This window comes from Rheinheimera sp. A13L, from assembly GCF_000217935.1.
GTDB lineage: Bacteria > Pseudomonadota > Gammaproteobacteria > Enterobacterales > Alteromonadaceae > Pararheinheimera.
Genome location: NZ_AFHI01000020.1, coordinates 13685 through 33370, shown reverse-complemented (window position 1 = coordinate 33370; position 19686 = coordinate 13685). Strand labels below are relative to the sequence as shown.

Genomic DNA, 19686 nt, shown 5'->3' with positions numbered 1-19686 from the left:
AGGGAATGTTCGGGCTGTTATTCGCCGGTAATATGCTGCTGGCGACCGCTCAAGTCCCTGAATGCAATGCTGAATTATGCTGGTCTGTAAGTCCGGCTTTTTGCGTTGCTGCAACAGTGGAACAAAATTGTGAAGCACAGCTGACCGTCAGTTGGAGCAGCAGTAAGGCGGAAAATTTATGTCTGTATTTTGCACAACAACAGATGCAGTGTTGGCAACAGGCACAACAGGGACAGTGGCAACAAGAGTTAAACTGGCCAGGTAAAACGGAAGTGAGATTGCAAAACGACAGGCAAGTGTTGTTGCAAAAAGAGTTAATTGTATTAAGCCGTCAGCCGGAAAAAAGACGCCGTCTGGTGGCTCCCTGGAGTGTGTTTTAATGCAAAAAATCTTATTAGTTGAAGATGATGCCCGTCTGGCGGCTTTAGTGCAGAGTTTTTTGCAGCAACATGGTTTTGACGTCAGACAGGAAAGCAGAGGTGATACTGTGCCTGCTATTTGCCAGACCTGGCAGCCTGATCTGGTTATTCTTGACCTGATGTTGCCTGGTATGGATGGTTTTAGCATTTGCCGGGCTATACGCCCCTGGTTTACCGCTCCTGTGCTGATGTTAACGGCCAAGCAAGGTGATATCGATCAGGTGCTGGGTTTGGAATTGGGCGCTGATGATTATGTGATTAAACCTGTGGAGCCTCGTGTATTACTGGCTCGGGTTCATGCGTTATTAAGACGCGGCAATCCAGTTCAGAAAACTGAAAATCAGGAGCTTAGCTTCGGCAAGCTGAATCTGAACAACAGTGCCCGCGAAGCTCACTTTGACGGACAACTGGTTGAATTAACCAGCTACGAGTTTGATTTGTTATGGATGTTAGCTAAACATGCCGGCCAGACCGTCAAACGTGAGGCTATTCACAAACAAATTATTGGTCGTGAATACGATGGTCTGGATCGCACTGTCGATGTGCGGGTATCGCATTTGCGCCGAAAGTTAAATGACAATGCTGAAACGCCTTTCCGGATCAAAACTGTGTGGGGCAAAGGATATTTGTTTGTTGCTGATGCCTGGAACTCATAAACCCTGCTCACTTGAAGCCGCAGCTTTGTTGACTGCATGCTGTTATGGTAAAGAGTCTCGCCGCAATCACATAGCGCACCTATGCGATTGCGGTTTGATGCGCTTGTCGTCGCGCTGCAATTCCAATTGCTTTGGGTTTTAGTAAGTGTCCAGATTATTTCTGCATTTTTACTTGTTTATTTCGCTGGTACTGATTGGTGTTGGCTGGACAGTAGAGCGTATCTGGCAGGAAACACAAAGCCAGGTCCCGCCTTGGGTTATGCTGGTGGCAGACAATCTTGCCGGTCAACTCAGGACACAGTCTTTACCCCAAGCTCAGCTTTCTTCTGCTTTACCTGTCACTTTGTTGCCTGCAGGCAGTATTTTATGGTCTGAAGCTGAACAAGCTGCATTAGAGGCGGGGCAGGTTGTGCCTTTGTTCACCCGGGATCAGGTGTTTTTTTACACTATGCAGCAGGGCGAATTATGGCAGTTGGGGCCTACAGATCTGAGCGAGAGTACAGTGCCCTCTTATTGGTTTAGTTTGTTGTTTTTGGGTCTGTTGGCTATAGCTGTCTGGTTATGGCTCTGGCCTGTAGCCCGTGATATTCAGAAGTTAAAACAACAATTATCGGATCCGACAGGCACAGCTGCTGTTCCTGTTCGCTCATTCATTGCTCCAATCGCCATTAGCTTTGAACAAATGCGACAACAAATCCAGCGATTGCTTGGTTTACAGCGTGAAATGACGCAGGCCGTTTCGCACGAGTTGCGTACGCCTTTAGCCCGTTTAAGTTTTGCTTTGGAGCTGTCTGCTTTGGCCCAGGACGAAAAACAGTTGATGCTGAATGATGTCAAAGAGCTGGAGCAACTGGTGGACGAGATGCTGGATTACGCCCGTCTTGAATCCACGCAACCTCAGTTGAAGATGCAGCAGGTAGACTTGTCTGAGTTGCTGCAAAATTTAGTGGAGAAGTTATCTCCTTTGCCCGGTGCTGCCATTGAACTGCACCTGAGCAACAGCTGTGTTTATATCTGTGATGGCCACTATCTGGAAAGGGCGGTACAAAACTTACTGGTGAATGCCAAACGTTTTGCCAGGAGCAAAGTGTTACTGGTAGTAGAGCCTGCTGCATCTGGTATTGAAATAGGTGTCGAAGACGATGGTCCTGGCATAGCGCCAGAAAAAAGGGCGGAAATACTTAAACCTTTTGTGCGTTTAGACCCCAGCAGACAAAAAGGTTTTGGTGGTTTTGGTTTAGGGCTGGCTATTGTCTGTCGTGTGCTTGAATGGCATAAAGCCAGTATTGAAGTGGGTGAAAGTCGTTTAGGTGGCGCCAGCTTCCGGATAAAACTGCCATCTGAGCCGCGCTCCGATGGCAGAATGTAGACCTTAAAGCCCCAGATTTTTCAGGAAATCATCATCCGCATCAGAAGTTAATACTTCAACAGCTTCTGCCGCTTCTGATTCTGCCGCATTGGTATTGGCAATAATATCGTCCGGATTTTCATCCTGTGTTGGGATGAAATCGTGCAGTTGGATAAATTCAGTTTTATCCATCGACAATTCCATATAAAAAATTGCATGGTTTGGTGTGCTGAAGGTGACCCGTCGGGCCTGAGGCTGATCCAACTGAGTATTGATCATGATTTGCACTTGTTTATTAATCGCCATCATTTTTGGCTGGCTTTGATTAATAGAGGTTTGCAGCTCCATACGGACTCTGTTGGTGAAGTCGCCGACGATTTGGTTCATCAGTTCGCCCATCACATTACCTACTTCGTCTGAGGTATGGAAATTAGCCAGTTCAGATTCTGGCATACCCATGCTCATCATGTATTTACGGTAAATTTCCATCGCTGCTTGCGACGTAAAGTTGATAATGACTAAACCAGAAAACCCACCGTCAAATAACACAAAACAGCCAAGATCAGGGCGCAGGCAGGTTTTTTGGATTTTTTGTACCATAGGTGAATAGGCAACTTTATCGTTGCCTGCTGCAGCTAATACCTGAGTAACGGAATGGCAGAGGGTGAGTAATATTTCTTCGGTGGTCACTACTTTAGTTTTTTTCATCTGATAAACCCGGCTAAACAACGACATTAGCCTTAGTATATCTCTATTCCAACGCATAAGACTATAAAAAGCCTGAAGCTTTGTGTTAATGGCTCTGCCAGCAGCACTCACTTATCTATAAGTTAAACAAAGGCAGTAACAGATGACTGAACAGGAAAAAATGGCCGCAGCTTTATGGTTTAATCCGGCAGATAAAGTGTTGGCCAAGCAGCGGGTACAGGCCAAGGCTTTATGTGCTCAGCTTAACCAGCAAGGCCCTTTGCCTTTTAAAGCTCATCAAGAGTTAGCAAGGCAGCTATTTGGCAAAGTGGGCAGCTGTTATATAGAGCCGAATTTTTTCTGTGACTATGGCAAGAATATTGAGCTGGGCCAGAATTTCTATGCCAACCACAACTGCGTTATTTTAGATGCGGCAAAAGTCAGTATTGGCGATGATGTGCTGTTTGGGCCTGGAGTACAAGTTTACACTGTGACTCACCCGTTGGATGCGGCTCAGCGTAAAACTGGGCTCGAACAAGGCAAAGCTGTGACTATAGGTCATTCGGTGTGGGTGGGCGGTGGCGCTATTATTTTGCCTGGCGTTAAGGTAGGTGAAGGTGCTGTAATCGCGGCCGGTGCTGTGGTGACGAAAGATGTACCAGCTTATAAAGTAGTGGCGGGTAATCCGGCAACAATAATCAAAAGCCTGAATTGAAACTGGGGTTTAGTGTTGATCTGGACCCGGTCAAACTCGCATCAACAGCCTGAATTGAAATTGGGTTTTAGCATGGACCCGGTCAAACTCGCATTAAAAGCCTGAATTGAAACTGGGTTTGAGTGTGGACCCGGTCAAACTCGCATCAACAGCCTGAATTAAAGCCGGGGTTTAGCGTGGATCTGGTCAAACTCGCCTGACTCGGTCAGGTGCAGCAGACCTGAGTTAAACTTTGCCTGTAATTCTGCATTCCAGAAGGCTGCAGGGTAATCTACAGAGGGCAGTATCTGGTGGCTCTTGATGCTTTTGGCTCCATAATGTTTGGTTGCGTAATAAGCCAGCACTTTGGCGTCACCTATCATCAACTGGACCCTGTCGTTCATCAATAATTCAAACTGCTGTACTCTGTCAGCCTCCTCCAGATAATGGGCTTTTTTAACAGTTGCAGCAAAATCCGGACCCAGTACTTCACTGGCTTGCTGGTAGGCGACTATAGTTTTCCCTTCCAAATCTTTCAGGCTATTAATCGACAAAGGGCTGCTGTTTTTGGTCACCACAACATCCAGCACAGTAAAGTAAGGCTGGCTATAAAATGCGCCGGGATAAGGCACGCCGACTGGACTGGCCATATCCAGCTTTTTTTCTGAGAAGAGTTTTAATAAACGGCTGTAACTATAAAGCTCAAATTCGGCTTCAATGCCTTCACGCTGTAAAATGGTTTTGACTATTTCATAATCCAGCCCGGTAATTTCGCCCTGAGCATTCCGATAAGCCCAGGGCGCAGAGTCATGCAACCCTACTTTTAATGGCGCAGCCTGCACCAGGGCGCAAAGCAGGCTTAACAATACAACTAGACATTTCATAGCAAAACTCCGGGAAGACTCTGATTATTTAGCACAGTTCAGGACCAGTGTCGCAATTTTTGCGATTTAGCCTGCAATAATTTTATTGAGATCAGTTATCATTTCTTTACTTCCTGCCTGAGTATGATCATGAGTAAAACAGTGTCTTTTGGGTTGTTACTGCTGCTTGCCAGTATAGTTGCAACTACGCCTTTGGCTATTGATATGTATTTGCCTGCTATGCCAGTGATGGCTGATGAACTGGGCACAGATATTGGCCTGATCCAGCAATCCTTAAGTGTCTATCTGGCCGCTTATGGTCTGGGGATGTTGCTCTTTGGTCCTTTAGCAGATGCCATAGGCCGGCGTCCACTGGCGCTCTGTGGTCTGTTATTTTTTAGTCTGGCCAGTTTTGCTCTGGTTTTTTGTCAGGATGCACAGTGGTTGTTGGGTTTGCGTGCTTTTCAGGCTTTTTCCGGCAGCGCAGCCACTGTAGTTGTGCCTGGTATTATCCGCGCTTTGTATCAGGAAAATACTGCTAAAGGCATGTCTTATGTTTCGATGATTATGATGATGGCACCTTTAATAGCGCCTGCCATTGGCAGCGCTGTGTTATGGGTTGGCCACTGGCAGGATATATTTCTGGTATTGGCGCTTTATTCGTCTTTCATACTGCTGTTGACCTGGCGCTTTTTACCCGATCCTGTGCCTGTGATTAAAGGGCGAAAGCTGGAGTTTCTGGCAGGGTACCGTTTTGTTTTTGCCAATGTGGCGGCACGACCACAAATTGCGACTTCAATGTTTGCCTCTTTTGCTTTTTTCTGTTTTTTAACAGCAGTACCTTTTGTTTACATTGAATATTATGGCGTCAACGAGCAGTTGTTTAGCCTGCTGTTTGCGCTGAATGTGGGGATGTTGATGCTGGCCAATTTTTGTAACAGCAGATATGTCGGCAGATTTGGCCCGCAGCGAATGCTGAATTTGGGACTGATGCTGGCCTTGTTCAGCTCTGTTGTGCTTTGTCTGGCCAACTGGTTTGAATTGGGTTTGCTTTTTACTGTGCTGAGTATAGCGCCGCTGATGGCAAGTCTTGGGCTGATAGCCACCAATGCCGATGCCATGATTTTAATGCGGTTTCCAGAGCATAGCGGTACAGCAACAGCTGTGATTGGCACTTTACGTTTTGGCAGTGGTGCTTTGGCAGGCCCCTTATTGGCGTTGGGATACACTGGTACTGCATTGCCGTTTTCTGTACTGATGTTTTCTGGCGTAGTGGCTATTGCTGTAAGTCAGTTTTTTGGTGTGTATCAGACCAAAGCTGTTAAATAATTCTAGGACTGTAAATAATTCAGTAAGCGGTCAAAAGAGCGGTAACTCAGGGCTTCGAGTAAATCGTTACGTTCTATTTGTGGCCGCTGTGCTAAATCGGCCAGAGTACGGGCTACTTTTAATAGCTTATGATAACTGCGGGCTGACAGCTTTAACTGAGTCAGGCAAGTTTCAAAATAATCCGCATCTGTTGGTTGTAAACGGCAATGCTGCTCCAGTTCCGTCAGATTTAAACGCGCATTGGCTTTGCCTTGGCGTTGCCATTGTAGCATTCTGGCTGCCTCCACCCGTTGTTTCACCAGAGCACTGGACTCTTCGCTTTTCGTCTGGCTTAAACTGCCTTTGGGCAATAAAGGCACTTCTACCTGTAATTCTATTCTGTCTAGAAAAGGACCTGACAGGCGGCTTAAATAACGCCTGATCTGTTCCGGACTGGAACGGCCATCTTTATGATGCCCTGAAGGGCTGGGGTTCAGCGCCACTACCAACTGAAAATTGGCTGGAAACTCAGCCTGTCGGGCCGCTCTTGAAATAAATACTTTACCGCTTTCCAGCGGCTGGCGCAGGGATTCGAGCACCATACGCGGAAACTCAGGTACCTCATCAAGGAACAGGATTCCGCTATGGGCTAAGGAAATTTCGCCGGGGCGGGGCACAGAACCACCTCCGACCAAAGCAACAGCAGAGCAGCTGTGATGAGGCTGACGGAAGGGGCGCTGATGCCATTGCTGCAAAGTACGGGGCTGTGCTGCTACTGAATAAATGGCTGCGGTTTCCAAAGCTTCCTGATCGGTTAAGGTGGGAAGTATGCCGGGTAAACGTTGAGCCAGCATTGATTTTCCTGTGCCTGCCGGGCCAAACATCAGCAGATTATGTTCGCCAGCTGCTGCTATCTCCAATGCTCTTTTGGCCTGAGCCTGGCCCCGTACTTCGGCCAGATCCGGGTAAGGTTCAGCCTGAGTATCAGGGATAGCCGGAATAGCGGGTAAATCCTGATGATCTAATAAAAAGGCATGCACCTGTAATAAATGCTCAGTGCCAAAAACCTTCAGATCAGGCACTTGTTGAGCTTGTATGGCATTTTTCAAAGGAAATACCGCTGTGTGTCCGGCAATTTTACAGGCCAAAGCCAGAGGGATTTCTCCTGTTATGCTGCGGATTTCGCCAGATAATGCCAGTTCTCCAAAAAATTCATAAGCTGATAAATCAGCCTGTAACTGACCGCTCGCATGCAGTATGCCAAGGGCTATAGCTAAATCAAAGCGACCGCCTTCTTTAGGTAAGTCAGCAGGGGCCAGGTTGACAGTGATTTTATGATCCGGAAACTCAAAACCACTATTAATCAGTGCACTACGCACTCTGTCTTTGGCTTCCCTGACAGAGGTTTCAGGTAAACCTACCAGCTGAAAACCAGGCAAACCACGGCTTAAATGCACCTCTACTGTCACCAGCGGTGCCTCTAAACCACAGCGAGCTCTGCTATGGACTAAGGCCAGTGCCATGATCCATCCTCAGATAAATTTGTTTACTTAATTTTAACCTTGGAATCTGAATTAGCCAGTTCGGTTGCCGAATTGATAAAAGTGGGGATTTAGGAGCATAAATTAACTGCTAAATCTATGTTTATGCAGACTATTTATTTTTCGTTTCAACTATAAAATCCAAAGTTTGGACTTTCCTTTTTTTCATTTCCTGCTATTCCTGTTACAGCAGAATAAAAAATTTTCAATCAAATACTCCACCTGTCTGACCACCACCAGAAAAAAGAGGTTGCAGTGAATAAAGTAGGGAGACCCAAAGTGAAAGCCAACCGCACGCCTCTTTTAAAAATAGGCCTTTTTATTTTGTTGAGTGCGGCGGTTTCTCCGCTCTTTGCCGCAGCGCAAAATACAGAACAACAAAAGGCTGAATTTATTCAACTGGTCAAAGCAGGTCAATTGGACCAGGCGTATCAGTTGGCTGAAGCTTTAGAAATGGAGCTGGCGGGCGACCCGGATTTTGATATGGCTTATGGTCGTATTGCCTTGCATGTAGGTCAAAATGACAGAGCTGTATTTGCGCTTGAACGTGTTGTTGCTGAGAAACCACAATGGCAACAAGCTCGTTTTACCTTAGCTCAGGCCTATTACAAAACAAAAAATTATCCTGCGGCTTTACGTCAGTTGGATCAACTTGAGAAACAGCCACAAGCAGATTTGGTTGAACCTGTCTCTAAGTTACGCAGCGCAGCAGAGTGGGAACAAACTAAGTTAAAAGGCCATCAGCGGCATAAGATCAGGTACGGCTTTGGCCATGATGACAACGTCAACAGTGGTACTGCTGAAGACAGAGTTTTTATCCCTTCTTTAGGGGAAATTGATGTGTTTCCACAAAGCCAGGCGAGCAGTGATAACTTTCACCAGCTTGGATACAGCTTCGATGGCCGCTGGCAGCAGGACCAACGTTATGCCTGGCTGGCCGATGCACAATTGGGTGCTACAAAGTTTAATCAGTTGTCCGAGTTTGACAGGGAAACCCTGGCGGTCCGCGCGGGTTTTGAGGCTGATTATCAGCAGTACAGTTACAGCATGCGCGCTTACAGCAGGCCTTTGCGTTTGGACGGACAGTTGTATCGTAATGACTGGGGCGGCCAAATTAGCGGAAAATATCAGATGAATGCGCTGAATTCTGTGGGTCTGCAGTGGGTATCAGGTCGTTCAGACAACAGAATAGATGACAGACTAAACCTGACCCTGCACGCTCTGAGCGCGTCCTGGGAGCGCAAAGGCAGCCGCTGGATCAATCAGGCCAATATCAGCGTGTCCAATGAGCGCAGCCGTCTTGAAAGTGCTGACTATAACAGCAGAGTGGTCAGTTCTTTAAGTTACAGCACCATCTGGCTGGCCAGTGCTTCCCATATTCTTATCGCCAGAGCTGAACTACAAGACATCAGTCATAAAGCGCCTCATCCCTTATTCAGGGTAGTGCGGGATGAAGCATTATTCTCCTTCACGGGCAGTTGGATTTGGCAGTATTCGGCCTCGTTCGGCACTGAGCTCAGATGCAGCTACACTAATAAAAACAGCCCTGTAACTTTGTATGAATATGACCGCACAGAATGTGTGCTAGGAGCCAGCTATGCGTTCTAACCTTAGTGTGATTGTTATGCCAATGCTGGCTTTATGTAGTCTTGCTCTGTCGGCGCAGGAGCAAACGGGAAATGCAGGCCTGACATTGATGGCCAGAGGTAATGTGACGGCAACAGCAACTGATACCCAACAAAGCCGTGATTTGAATCGTAAAGCGCCGGTTTTTAATATTGATCAGGTCAGTACCGGAGCGCAAAGCCAGGCCCAGTTCAGAATGCTTGATGGCGCTCTGTTAGCCTTACAAAGCGATACAGAACTGCTGATCTCTGAATACAAGGCCGGTTCAGGCACAGAACAAGGCTCAGTGGTGATGGAGCTGGTGAAAGGCAGTCTGCGTACTGTCACAGGCTCTATTAAAGGCGATGCGGGTAACTATCAACTGAAAACTCCTGTCGGCAGTATAGGGATACGAGGTACTACCTTTCAGTTGTCCTACATCAACGAAATTATGTTGGTTGGGGTTTGGGATGGTCAGATTGAATTACAAGTTACCAGAGCAGACGGCACTGTAGAAAATGTCACTTTTGGTGGTGGTGAAAGTGCATCCTTTGCGAGCATCAGCGCTGCAGGACAAGTCACTCCTTTGTTATCACCCCCAGCTGAATTTGCAGGAGAGACAGGTGCTGGTGGCGAGGAAAGCAGCATTGGATCAGGCAGCAACACAGATACAGGCTCAAATACTGTGCTCACTCAGGCTACAAACTCAGTATCAAGTCAAGGTTCAGAAGATACGTCCTTTATTGCGGCGCAATCCTATCAGGGCAGCAGTGAGCAAATTCCAGTTGCTGACTTGATCGCAGCGCGTACCGGCAGTTACCAATACAACACTCTTGAGCAGTTCAGCGTACAAAGTACCGAAGGCGCAGTATCTGACTTTCAGGTCAGTCTGACCATAGATTTTGATAATGGCACAGTACCTCAAGGCGAATTGTCTTTTAACGATGCTGGCGGTGAATGGTTTGCTGCTTTTAACGGTGTGGTGAATGTGGACCAGCTGGAATTAGGTGTTAATTTTGCCAGCCACGGTAATGAAAGAGCTCAGGGGCAAATCGATACGCTTTTTGTGAATGGTATTGATCAGATCCTCGGGCAGTTTGTATTGAGTGAAATTGAGAACCCGGCGGTCATTGCTGGCGGTATCTTTTTGATTAAATAGCGCCGCCTTGAAGGATAAAGTTATGCGTGTAGCTCTGTTTCGTGAGTTTTTCCGGCGCTGGTTCATCTTAACCCTTTGTCTGGTGCTGACTGCTTGTGGTGGCTCTGGTGGGGATAGTGGGTCGGATACCCCCTCAGGGGACAGGCCTGTTGTGCCTCCACCTGTCACTATTCCTGTTGTCCCTCCGGTGGGTGACACTCCGGTTGAAATGGGCCTGATGGTGGCTTTTGGCTACAACTCGCTGGCAGCAGGTTCTCCTTTACGTACTAATCTGGTGCAAAATCTGGCGGTAGGTAATGGTACTGCCAATTATCGTTTCCCGCGTTCAGGCGAGAGCATCAGCGGCAATCTGACCATAGCTGTGGATGTGGCTGATCCCGATGGTATAGCCCGTGTATTGGTGGGGTTCAGCGGTAGTGAACAGGCATTGGTTTTATGTGACAGCAATTGTGGTACAAGCTTCTCGCAAACTGTGACCGGTGTGAACCCACGTAATTTCGGCCTGACTCCTGGTTCCTTGCGTTTAGAGCTGTGGCTGGAAGATGTGTTGGGTAACCGTATTATGTTTGACGCCCGGGATATTGAATGGTTACCTGAGGCCATAACAGGGCTAAACACCAGCAGAACTGATACGACTGCGCAGATCAATTGGGCAGCAAACAACAACGCCCGCCGTTACAACCTGTATATTGCTGAGCAGCCCGGTATCACACCAGAAAATGTCCTGACTAAAACAGGTGGCCGCCAGTTTTTAGCTTTGTCGCAACCCGCTGTTGCTGTGCCTGGGTTAATTGCAAATCAACGTTATTTTGTCCTCGTTACCGGAGTTGATTCGTCCGGTGAAAGCTTATATTCACAGCAACATGTAGTGCAACCACTGGGGGCACCTGAATTTTCAGCTCCTGTTGCTACCCCTGATCAGTTTAGCCTGAACGAAGATACTGAATTCAGAGGCTTTTTACTGAACAATGACAGTCATCCTGATAACCGCAGTTTTAGTCTGGACCCACAAGCTGTGCGTTTGCCGGACAACGGAACTTTGGTACTGAATACCGATGGCTCTTTTATTTATCAGCCTGCGCCCAACTTTTTTGGTAATGACAGTTTTATTTATCAAATCGTCGACACCCAAGGGCTGACAGCTCAGGCTCTGGTCAGTTTAACTGTGTTGCCTGTGAACGATGCGCCGGTAGCTCAGGATGACAGTTATAGCCTGAATAAAAACAACAGCCTGAATATCGCTGCACCTGGTGTATTAAATAATGATTTTGATCTGGATGGCGATACGCTGGTTGTCGAGGTTGCACCCATAACAGCACCTGCCCATGGCAGTTTGCAGCTCAATGCAGATGGCTCTTTTAGCTATACACCACAAACCAATTATGCAGGCGAAGATTTTTTTGTGTATCAGGTAACTGATGGTCAGGGCGGTTCAGCCCAGGCCAGGGTCAGCCTGCGCATTGAAATGACGAATGCTGCTCCTGTTGCTCGAAATGACAGTTATCAGGTGAATGAAGATGCAAGGTTGGTAGTTGATGCTGCCAATGGCATTTTGGCTAACGACTTTGACCCGGATGGTGACGCTATCACGCTGGTGACAGAGCTGCCAACTACAGTCAAAAATGGCCAGTTGGTATTGGCATCCGATGGCAGTTTTTTGTATATCCCTAATCAGGATTTTTTTGGTACTGACAGCTTTAGCTACCAGATTAAAGACCCGGCCGGCTTGGTCAGCACTGCCACCGTGCTGCTGACTGTGCTGGCGCAAAATGATCCGCCAGTGGTGCAGCCATCTGCTTATTCTGTGAATCAGGGCGCTTTGTTATCTGTTTCCGCTCCAGGTTTGTTAGCGCATGCGTTTGATGTGGATGATAACAACCTGAGTCTGGTGACAACCCCTGTTGCTGCACCGGCCAAAGGGGTCTTGACCTTGTCAGCGAGCGGGGCTTTTAGTTATCAACCCCATGCTACAGCTGTAGGGACAGACAGTTTTAGTTATCAGGTCACGGATCCTGCAGGAGCAGTGGGTACAGGTACAGTGACCATCACTATAATTGCCGCTCCAACCCCCCCTGTGTTCGCCGATTTGATGGTTGAGGTTTGGGATGATGTCCCTCCAGGTTTTGGTCTGGCCCAGTTTTTTGTGACTCATACTGCTCCTGATACAAGCATCAGCTTCAGCCTTATTGCTGGTAATGCACAAGGTATTTTCGATCTGACAGCTGCCGGTATACTCAGCGTTGCAAACCCTGCACCTTTGGTTCAGTTGGCCGGGACCTCTGTACTACTGACGGTCAAAGCACAAAATAGTGCAGGACTTTCAGCGCAAGCCACCGTAACTGTCAAGGTTAAAAGTACTCAGGTTACTGCAAAGAATGACAACTATTCAGTGGCGGAAGACCAGGTGCTGACGTCAACTGTCAGTGTGCTCGCCAATGACGTGGATCCTAAAGGGGTTGGCTTGACAGCCAGTCTGGTGACAGCACCTGCTCATGGTGTGTTAAGCCTCAATGCCAACGGTCATTTTAGCTATAGTCCAAATCTGAACTTTTATGGACAAGACAGTTTTGTTTACAGTGCCAGCAACGGGACCAGGTCAGCACAGGCTACAGTGCTTATTACTGTGACTCCGGTGAATGATGCGCCTGTATTAAATCCTGCTACTTTTACTTTTTCTGAGGCTGTGGCTCAGGGAACTGTAGTGGGGCAACTAATTTGGCAAGATGCAGAAACCAATCAGAGTTACAGCTTTAGCATTCTGAATGGAGATTACACTCAAGCATTTTCTGTGACCAATCAAGGCCAGCTTGTGGTTGCCAGTGCAAGTGCCTTGCAGGCCAGAGGCGGATCCAGTGGGGTTTTAACTATACAAATCACCGACAGCGCCGGTGCTACAGGTACGGCTTTAATTACGCTGAGTTTGATACCTGCCTTGCCTGTTGCCAATGCCGATTCCTATACAGTAAATCAGGACAGTCTGTTGCAGGTGAATGCCGCTGCTGGTGTGCTTAGCAATGACACAGACCCTTCAGGATTAGGGTTAACTGTCACCTCTGTCACTTCAGGACCTTTTTATGGGCAGCTTAGTATTAACGCGGATGGCAGCTTTAGCTATCAACCTAATACACACTTTTATGGGCAGGATATTTTTCATTATCAGGTCACAAATGGAGTAAGAACTGCCAGTACAACTGTGACCATCACTGTGGCTCAGGTGTTGCCCGCCTTGTTAGCAAACTTTGATGCTTACACTCTGGATGAAGATACGCTGCTCACTGTCACTGCTGCTAACTCTTTATTAAAGAATGATATTTTTGATCCAGACCAACAGCGGAGTGTTAGTCTGGTGCAGGCGCCACCTTATGGCTCGTTGAGCTTAAGCACAGATGGTACTTTTACCTATCAGCCTGCAACTGGCTCCTACGGTGCCTATTATTTTACCTATCGACTGACTCAGGGGAATTTAACTTCTGATGCACAGGTGGAACTAAATATCCTTCCTGTTAATACCCCCCCGACTCTGCAAGACGCAACTGCTACTATTTATGATGACTATGTTAATTCACAGCATGTGCTGACCATGACGGTGTCTGACCCGGATCCGGGCAGTTACAGTTTTGAAATTTTGTCAGGGAACACAGCAGGGGTTTTTGCTATTACCTCAGGTGGCGGTATTCAGATTGCAGATTCGTCTTTACTGAATGCTGACACTACCCCTTCTTATAGCCTGGTTGTTAAAGTGACAGAAAATGGCGATGCCAATCTGGTGGATACAGCCACAGTGGTCATTACAGTCATTGCAGCCCAGACCTATGAGACGCTGGTCAGTCCTGACACGACCTTTGCCGGCGGCGCCAACCTGTCATTAGATATGATGCTCAGCGGCGAGTACAACGACCCGGTACAAATAATTCCATTAAGTGACGGCAGTAGTCTGGTGATTGGTAACGTCAGCAATTCTTATGAGCAGGAGCTTTTTGTCGTACGACTAACCCCGGATGGTTCTGTTGACCCCAGTTATGCGGACAAAGGTGTGTTCCGAAGTAAGGTGTTTTCTGTCTATGCCACAGAGCAAGCTGTAGCTGGGGTAGTCACCAGCAACAATGAACTGGTGATACTGGCCAACTATTTTGAGAGTGGAAGTTCAGGTTTTTACCTGATTAAGCTCAGTGAAGACGGAGTTCTGGATTATAACTTTGGCAATATGCAGGGTTATGTGCTGTGTGAATACACTCCATGTGATAGTGGTGATGTGCAGGCAACCGATCTGATCCTGAATCATCTTGGACATTATGTGGTGTCTGGCAGCAAGGATGATCTTGCTTTCCTGTTTGAGTTTGCTGATTCCGGCTATCAGTCTGGCTGGGTAAGTACACTCAGTACTATTAAGCAGTTTGACCTGGTGCGTCAGGACAGCGACCATAACTACTATGGTATAGGCCAATCGTCTGGCGATCATATAGTGATCGCCCGATTCCTCTCTTCTTTTGTACCAGACAGCAGCACCTTTGGTTGTACTCCAGGCTGTGTTGGCTACCGGCAGTATGATTTCTCTTTAGCTTCTTCTAAACCTTATGATGCTGTGATGCACAACGATGAGTTGTATGTGGTGGGCAGCGTGACTGAGTCCTCTGCTCCTGCAAGTCCGGATGGGGTGTTTTTTAAACTGACGTACGACGGCAGTCTGACCCCTGGCTTTGGAAATGCTGCCGGATTTATTCAGGTCAGTGGTCATTCAGGTTATCCATTGCATTACCAATCTCTGGCGGTCGATCAGAGTGGATTCTATGTGCTGACCAGTACAGCAGAGAGTGGCGGTGATATGGTCTCGCTTAGTCAATACAATCTGATTGGAGACTTTATGTCCGATCAGCCTCTTGCGGTGGATGGACAATTAAAAGCGGTGGATCTGCAAAGTGATGGTGCAGGCTTGTGGTTGCTCAATCATTTCAGTAATCCAAATTACGGTGCTGCTGGAAGTGTCAGCTTCAACTGGGTCGGTAAATATCAGCACAATACTTTAGCTGCGGACACAGCATTTTCCGGCGATGGACAACGCTGGTTTAATGCTGGCTTTGGTGAAGATATTTTGCTTGGCAGTCAAAGATTGCTACTGGGAAGTCAGGTCAATAAAACTCTGTTTTATGGTTATAGTTACTCTTATCTGAACGGCTACTATTACCAGACTTTTATCGGCCGCTTAACCGCCAGTGGAGCTCTGGATCAGAGTTTTGGTAATCATGGTCTGGTGCTCCTGGGCTCTGACCAGCTTGACTACATGACTATAAGAGACATAGCTGAAGCAGATTCAAATCAGATATATCTGGCTGGTGAAAGCTTTGATGGTAATGACAGCCTGACAGGTTTTGCATTGAGATTGAATCAAAATGGCTCTGTGGATACCAGTTTTGCGAATGGAATTTTTACTTTAGCTCCGGCTGCTGTGGGTAGTTATGACCATTCTTCGGCTGTGAAACTGCAACTCAGGGCTGATGGCCATTTGCTGATTGGAGCTGAATATGGCTACATCTATGACAATGTAGACGTTGTGGTTATGCAACTCAATACCGATGGAAGTCTGGACCTTGGTTCTTTTGGTTATTCAGCTGCGGGCTTTACCGTATTCAATCAAATAGATGCCAGTGCAGCAACTGAAGAACGACTCAGTCAAATGAAACTGGACCCTGTGGACGGTAGCCTGGTGATTGCAGGCCAATACAATCTGAGCACTGACCCTCAACTTTATGTCGCACGTTTTAGTGAAGACGGTGTCCTGATGAATACAGCCAACAGCCCTTCAGATACTTTTGGTGAAGCAGGTGTGGGTTATAGCCTGATTAATCTGGTCGATAATAGTAATGACCAATACCACTATTCTGAGTATATCAATGGCCTGGATTTTGATGCAGGCCGTAATCTGGTTCTGGCGCTATCGAGTAATTACGAAGGGGATCAAGCGCATTATCTGTACAGGGTATTGCAAAACGGCCTGGCGGATAATTCGTTTAATTCGGCTATGCCGCGACTTTATAACAGTTTCAGCAATCTTGTGCCTGCAGATCTGCAGATCAAAACTATCCATGTTGATGCTGCGGGGCGGTTATTGATGGCCGGGACTTCAGGTATTGATGCGTGGGTAGGAAGGGTACTGCTGGATGGCAGTGGCTCTGATGTTGGCCGTTGGGACCCCGCATTTGAACCTGATTCTGCGACTTATGGTGCTTATGTGTTTACTGGTTTTAGTTTCTCCTATGACTTATTTATGGAGCTGACCAGCAGCAAAGTCACATTAGGCTGGAGTAACTATGGCTCTGGCGGGGGGTACCAGGCAACACTGCGGCAATACCAACTGTATGAATACCAAAATAATACAATTTAGTGAGTCATTATGCAGATTAAATTCTATGGTGTGCGTGGCTCAATTCCCACGCCTGGGCCGGATACACAGCGCTATGGTGGCAACACGCCTTGTGTGTTGCTGACCAGCCACAGTGGTCAGCAATTAATTCTTGATTCAGGCACTGGTATCCGGCAACTTGGCCATGAATTGATGGCTGACAATACCGAACTGGTGTTGCTGCTGAGCCATAACCATTGGGATCATATTCAGGGTTTTCCTTTTTTTGCACCAGCCTATCAGGCCGGGCGGCAGATCCGCATTATTCCGGGTCATACGTTGCATGGTGAGCACGACGCTATTTTAAAGCAAATGTGTGGTGAGTTTTTTCCTGTACCGCCCAATCAGTTACCCTCTGTTATACGCATTACCCCTATGGCAGAAGATCAGTGGCAACTTGGCGATTTTCATATCCGGCGTTGCCGGCTGAACCATCCCGGCTCCGGCAGTGCTTATCGTATTACTGCAGATGGGCAGAGCCTGGCCTATGTCACAGACAATGAACTGTTCCCGCCACAACAAGAGCTGACTCCCAGAGCACAATGGCTGGAGTTTGTCGCTGGAGTTGATCTGCTGATCCATGATGGTCAGTATCTGGAAACAGATATGCCTCACAAATTAGGCTGGGGTCACTCGCTGGTGACTGAAGCTGTGGTTTTAGCTGTGGAAGCTAAAGTGAAAAAGCTGGTGATCTTCAGCCATGATCCGGCCCGAAGCGATCAGCAATTGGATCTGTTGGCGCAGCAATGGAGCGGCCAGCAGCCTGAAGTAGTGATGGCGTTGGAAGGAATGGAGTTGTGGTGCTGAATTACTGGCGTCGTCATCACTGGGTACTGCTGTGCAGTCTGTTGTTTAGTGGGGGGCTGGTGCTGGCTCAGCTCAGTGCGGTCTATTCAGAGCAGTCGGTGTTAAAGCGGCTTGATGGGTTATTGTATGACAGCAGATTAAAATTGACTCTGCCTTACAGAGCCTCGACCGACCTGCCTGTCGTTATTGTGGATATAGACGAAAAAAGTTTGCAGCAGGTGGGCCGTTGGCCCTGGAGTCGCCAGATGGTAGCGCAAATGCTTGAGCAGTTAACTGCGGCAGGTGCTTCTGTGGTGGCTTTTGATGTGATTTTCTCCGAGCCCGAGCGTAACCCGGTACAGCAAGTATTACAGGGGGGAAAGCAGCAGTTATCGGCAGAAATGACGGAAGAGTTGCAGCAATTAGCCCCGGCTCTGGACGCCGATCAGCAGTTTGCCAGGAGTCTGGAAAATAAAGATGTGGTGCTGGGTTTTTTGTTCCAGCAAGAGCAACTGGCTGTAGGTCAGTTGCCTGAAAGTTATGTCGCTATGGACAGTCAGGCCAGTCAAAGTTCAGCCAGCAATTTTGCAGGTTATGTCGCCAATACTGCAGTGCTGCAACAACAAAGTTCAGGTACAGGTTTTATTAACTCTTCTCCTGATCCCGATGGTTTTATCCGTCAGGCGGCTTTACTGATCCGTTATCAGGACAAAGTTTACCCTTCGCTGGCGCTGGAAGCCGCCCGCTTGTATGCGCTGGCAAATGAGCTAATAGTGGAAACTGCGCCTTTGGAGCAGATCAATACCATAGTCGGTGTCACTGTGGGTAATACCCGCATCAATACAGATTTATACGGCAGGGTGCTTATCCCTTATCGCGGGCCAGCCCGCAGTTTCCCTTATATTTCCGCTTCAGATGCGTTGCATGGCATGGTGGATAAAACCTTGCTCAAAGATGCTGTGGTTTTTGTGGGCACTTCTGCGGTTGGCCATGCGGATTTGCGTTCCACTCCTGTTGGGGTGCAATACCCAGGTGTTGAAGTGCATGCCAATGTATTTGAAGGTTTAATTTATCCGGAGTTGATTCACTCCCATCCGGATTGGGCTGAAGCTTTGGTGTTTTTGTTTTTAATTGTGCTGGGTTTAATTATGAGTGTGTTATTCCCTGTGCTTGGTCCTGTCAGTCTGGCGTTAACAGGCGGCAGTCTGTTGCTGTTAACCCTGGGGGGCAATTTGTACTGCTGGCAGGTGTTAAAATTGGATTTACCACTGACCTCCAGTTTGTTACTGATTTTAGGTCTGACCTTGCTGAATTTAATCTATGGTTTTTTTGGTGCTTCACGGCAAAAAGCGCGGATTAAATCTATTTTTGACCAGTATGTGCCTCCTGCTCACATTGATGAAATGCTGAATCACCCTGAAAGCGTTAGCCTGGATGGTAAACGTAAGGAAATGTCAGTGTTGTTTTCTGATATCCGTGGTTTTACTACTTTGTCAGAAAAGCTGACAGCCACAGAATTAAAATCTTTATTAAATCGCTACTTTTCGCCTATCACTAAAACTATATTTGAACATCAGGGCACCATAGATAAATATGTGGGTGATATGGTGATGGCATTCTGGAATGCGCCTCTGGATGTAAAAGCTCACGCTGAGCTGGCAGTGAAAGCTGGTTTTTCTATGCTAAAAATCACCGATGAACTGAGTAAGAATTTTGTCTCTGATGGTCTGCCTGCTATTGATATTGGTGTTGGCGTTAATACAGGTGAAATGAATGTAGGCGACATGGGATCTGAATACCGCCGCGCTTACACAGTACTGGGCGATGCAGTGAATTTAGGCTCAAGGCTGGAAAGTCTGACCAAATATTATGGGGTCCGGTTTTTAGTCAGTCAGGTGACAGTGCAGCAATGCCCGACTTTAAGCTTCCGTACTGTGGATAAAGTCAAAGTAAAAGGCAAAACTGAAGCTGTCACTATATATGAACCTATAGACCCACAGCAGCTGGAGAATCCACATTATGTTGCCGCTTTGAAGCAGCATGAGCAGGCGCTGATTCTGTATTTGCAGCAACACTGGACTGAAGCTGAAGCGCTCTGGATCAGGTTGCAACAAGACTCCGGCCATAAGTTGTATAGTTTGTATCTGGATCGTATAAATTATTACCGTCAGCAACCACCAGGCGCTGATTGGGATGGTGTATATACCCATGCGGAAAAATAGG

The 19686-nt window shown here is 47.4% G+C and carries 13 protein-coding genes; 10 read left to right on the top strand and 3 right to left on the bottom strand.

The features are described from left to right. Positions 1–5 precede the first annotated feature (5 nt). The 3 genes from RHEIN_RS11825 to RHEIN_RS11815 all read left to right on the top strand — a co-directional run bounded on the left by RHEIN_RS11825 (position 6) and on the right by RHEIN_RS11815 (position 2444). Complete coding sequence (locus tag RHEIN_RS11825) at positions 6–380, top strand: DUF3019 domain-containing protein (protein WP_008899207.1); 375 nt, start codon at positions 6–8, stop codon at positions 378–380. Then, positions 380–1075 carry a winged helix-turn-helix domain-containing protein gene (locus RHEIN_RS11820; protein ID WP_008899206.1) on the top strand — a complete coding sequence of 232 codons (696 nt, stop codon included), beginning with the start codon at positions 380–382 and terminating at the stop codon, positions 1073–1075. Before RHEIN_RS11825 ends, RHEIN_RS11820 begins: the two co-directional genes overlap by 1 nt. 145 nt (positions 1076–1220) lie before the next feature. Then, positions 1221–2444, top strand: coding sequence for an ATP-binding protein (locus RHEIN_RS11815; RefSeq protein ID WP_008899205.1), 1224 nt, complete (start codon positions 1221–1223; stop codon positions 2442–2444). Positions 2445–2447: 3 nt separating this feature from the next. Here RHEIN_RS11815 and RHEIN_RS11810 read toward each other — a convergent pair whose 3' ends face one another. Further along, positions 2448–3131: a DUF3334 family protein gene (locus RHEIN_RS11810; RefSeq protein WP_040555124.1), complete on the bottom strand. Its 684-nt coding sequence runs from the start codon at positions 3129–3131 to the stop codon at positions 2448–2450. Positions 3132–3273: 142 nt separating this feature from the next. Between RHEIN_RS11810 and RHEIN_RS11805 the strand changes: the two genes are divergently transcribed. Beyond that, entirely contained in the window at positions 3274–3825 is a 552-nt protein-coding gene (locus RHEIN_RS11805) for a sugar O-acetyltransferase (RefSeq protein ID WP_008899203.1), read from the top strand. Between the two features lie 158 nt (positions 3826–3983). Here the strand turns inward: RHEIN_RS11805 and RHEIN_RS11800 are convergent, their stop codons facing one another. Then, the gene (locus RHEIN_RS11800) at positions 3984–4688 is read right to left on the bottom strand and encodes a substrate-binding periplasmic protein (protein WP_008899202.1); all 705 of its coding nucleotides are present in this window, start codon (positions 4686–4688) and stop codon (positions 3984–3986) included. Positions 4689–4817: 129 nt separating this feature from the next. Between RHEIN_RS11800 and RHEIN_RS11795 the strand changes: the two genes are divergently transcribed. After that, entirely contained in the window at positions 4818–5996 is a 1179-nt protein-coding gene (locus RHEIN_RS11795; protein ID WP_008899201.1) for a Bcr/CflA family efflux MFS transporter, read from the top strand. Between the two features lie 2 nt (positions 5997–5998). On the opposite strand, the gene RHEIN_RS11790 is transcribed toward RHEIN_RS11795, so the two are convergent. Continuing rightward, on the bottom strand, positions 5999–7498 hold the full coding sequence (locus RHEIN_RS11790) for a YifB family Mg chelatase-like AAA ATPase (protein ID WP_008899200.1): 1500 nt from the start codon (positions 7496–7498) through the stop codon (positions 5999–6001). A gap of 273 nt (positions 7499–7771) precedes the next feature. Between RHEIN_RS11790 and RHEIN_RS11785 the strand changes: the two genes are divergently transcribed. Genes RHEIN_RS11785 through RHEIN_RS11765 form a run of 5 tightly spaced genes read left to right on the top strand, consistent with a single transcriptional unit; the run spans position 7772 to position 19685 of the window. Then, positions 7772–9124 carry a tetratricopeptide repeat protein gene (locus tag RHEIN_RS11785; protein ID WP_008899199.1) on the top strand — a complete coding sequence of 451 codons (1353 nt, stop codon included), beginning with the start codon at positions 7772–7774 and terminating at the stop codon, positions 9122–9124. Beyond that, a complete protein-coding gene (locus tag RHEIN_RS11780; protein ID WP_008899198.1) occupies positions 9114–10280 on the top strand; it encodes a FecR family protein in 1167 nt (388 codons plus the stop codon). The genes RHEIN_RS11785 and RHEIN_RS11780 overlap by 11 nt, the downstream gene beginning before the upstream one ends. Before the next feature lie 22 nt (positions 10281–10302). Next, the gene (locus RHEIN_RS11775; RefSeq protein ID WP_008899197.1) at positions 10303–16659 is read left to right on the top strand and encodes an Ig-like domain-containing protein; all 6357 of its coding nucleotides are present in this window, start codon (positions 10303–10305) and stop codon (positions 16657–16659) included. 9 nt (positions 16660–16668) lie between these two features. Further along, positions 16669–17484: an MBL fold metallo-hydrolase gene (locus RHEIN_RS11770; protein WP_008899196.1), complete on the top strand. Its 816-nt coding sequence runs from the start codon at positions 16669–16671 to the stop codon at positions 17482–17484. Then, the gene (locus RHEIN_RS11765) at positions 17478–19685 is read left to right on the top strand and encodes a CHASE2 domain-containing protein (protein WP_158005482.1); all 2208 of its coding nucleotides are present in this window, start codon (positions 17478–17480) and stop codon (positions 19683–19685) included. Before RHEIN_RS11770 ends, RHEIN_RS11765 begins: the two co-directional genes overlap by 7 nt. The last annotated feature ends 1 nt before the right edge of the window (position 19686 follow it).

What these genes read in the sequence shown, in the direction of transcription:
- RHEIN_RS11810 (WP_040555124.1), bottom strand. Translation starts at nt 3,131, where the DNA reads ATGAAAAAAACTAAAGTAGTGACCACCGAAGAAATATTACTCACCCTC.
- RHEIN_RS11775 (WP_008899197.1), top strand. Translation starts at nt 10,303, where the DNA reads ATGCGTGTAGCTCTGTTTCGTGAGTTTTTCCGGCGCTGGTTCATCTTA.
- RHEIN_RS11780 (WP_008899198.1), top strand. Translation starts at nt 9,114, where the DNA reads ATGCGTTCTAACCTTAGTGTGATTGTTATGCCAATGCTGGCTTTATGT.
- RHEIN_RS11820 (WP_008899206.1), top strand. Translation starts at nt 380, where the DNA reads ATGCAAAAAATCTTATTAGTTGAAGATGATGCCCGTCTGGCGGCTTTA.
- RHEIN_RS11800 (WP_008899202.1), bottom strand. Translation starts at nt 4,688, where the DNA reads ATGAAATGTCTAGTTGTATTGTTAAGCCTGCTTTGCGCCCTGGTGCAG.
- RHEIN_RS11805 (WP_008899203.1), top strand. Translation starts at nt 3,274, where the DNA reads ATGACTGAACAGGAAAAAATGGCCGCAGCTTTATGGTTTAATCCGGCA.
- RHEIN_RS11825 (WP_008899207.1), top strand. Translation starts at nt 6, where the DNA reads ATGTTCGGGCTGTTATTCGCCGGTAATATGCTGCTGGCGACCGCTCAA.
- RHEIN_RS11790 (WP_008899200.1), bottom strand. Translation starts at nt 7,498, where the DNA reads ATGGCACTGGCCTTAGTCCATAGCAGAGCTCGCTGTGGTTTAGAGGCA.
- RHEIN_RS11795 (WP_008899201.1), top strand. Translation starts at nt 4,818, where the DNA reads ATGAGTAAAACAGTGTCTTTTGGGTTGTTACTGCTGCTTGCCAGTATA.
- RHEIN_RS11770 (WP_008899196.1), top strand. Translation starts at nt 16,669, where the DNA reads ATGCAGATTAAATTCTATGGTGTGCGTGGCTCAATTCCCACGCCTGGG.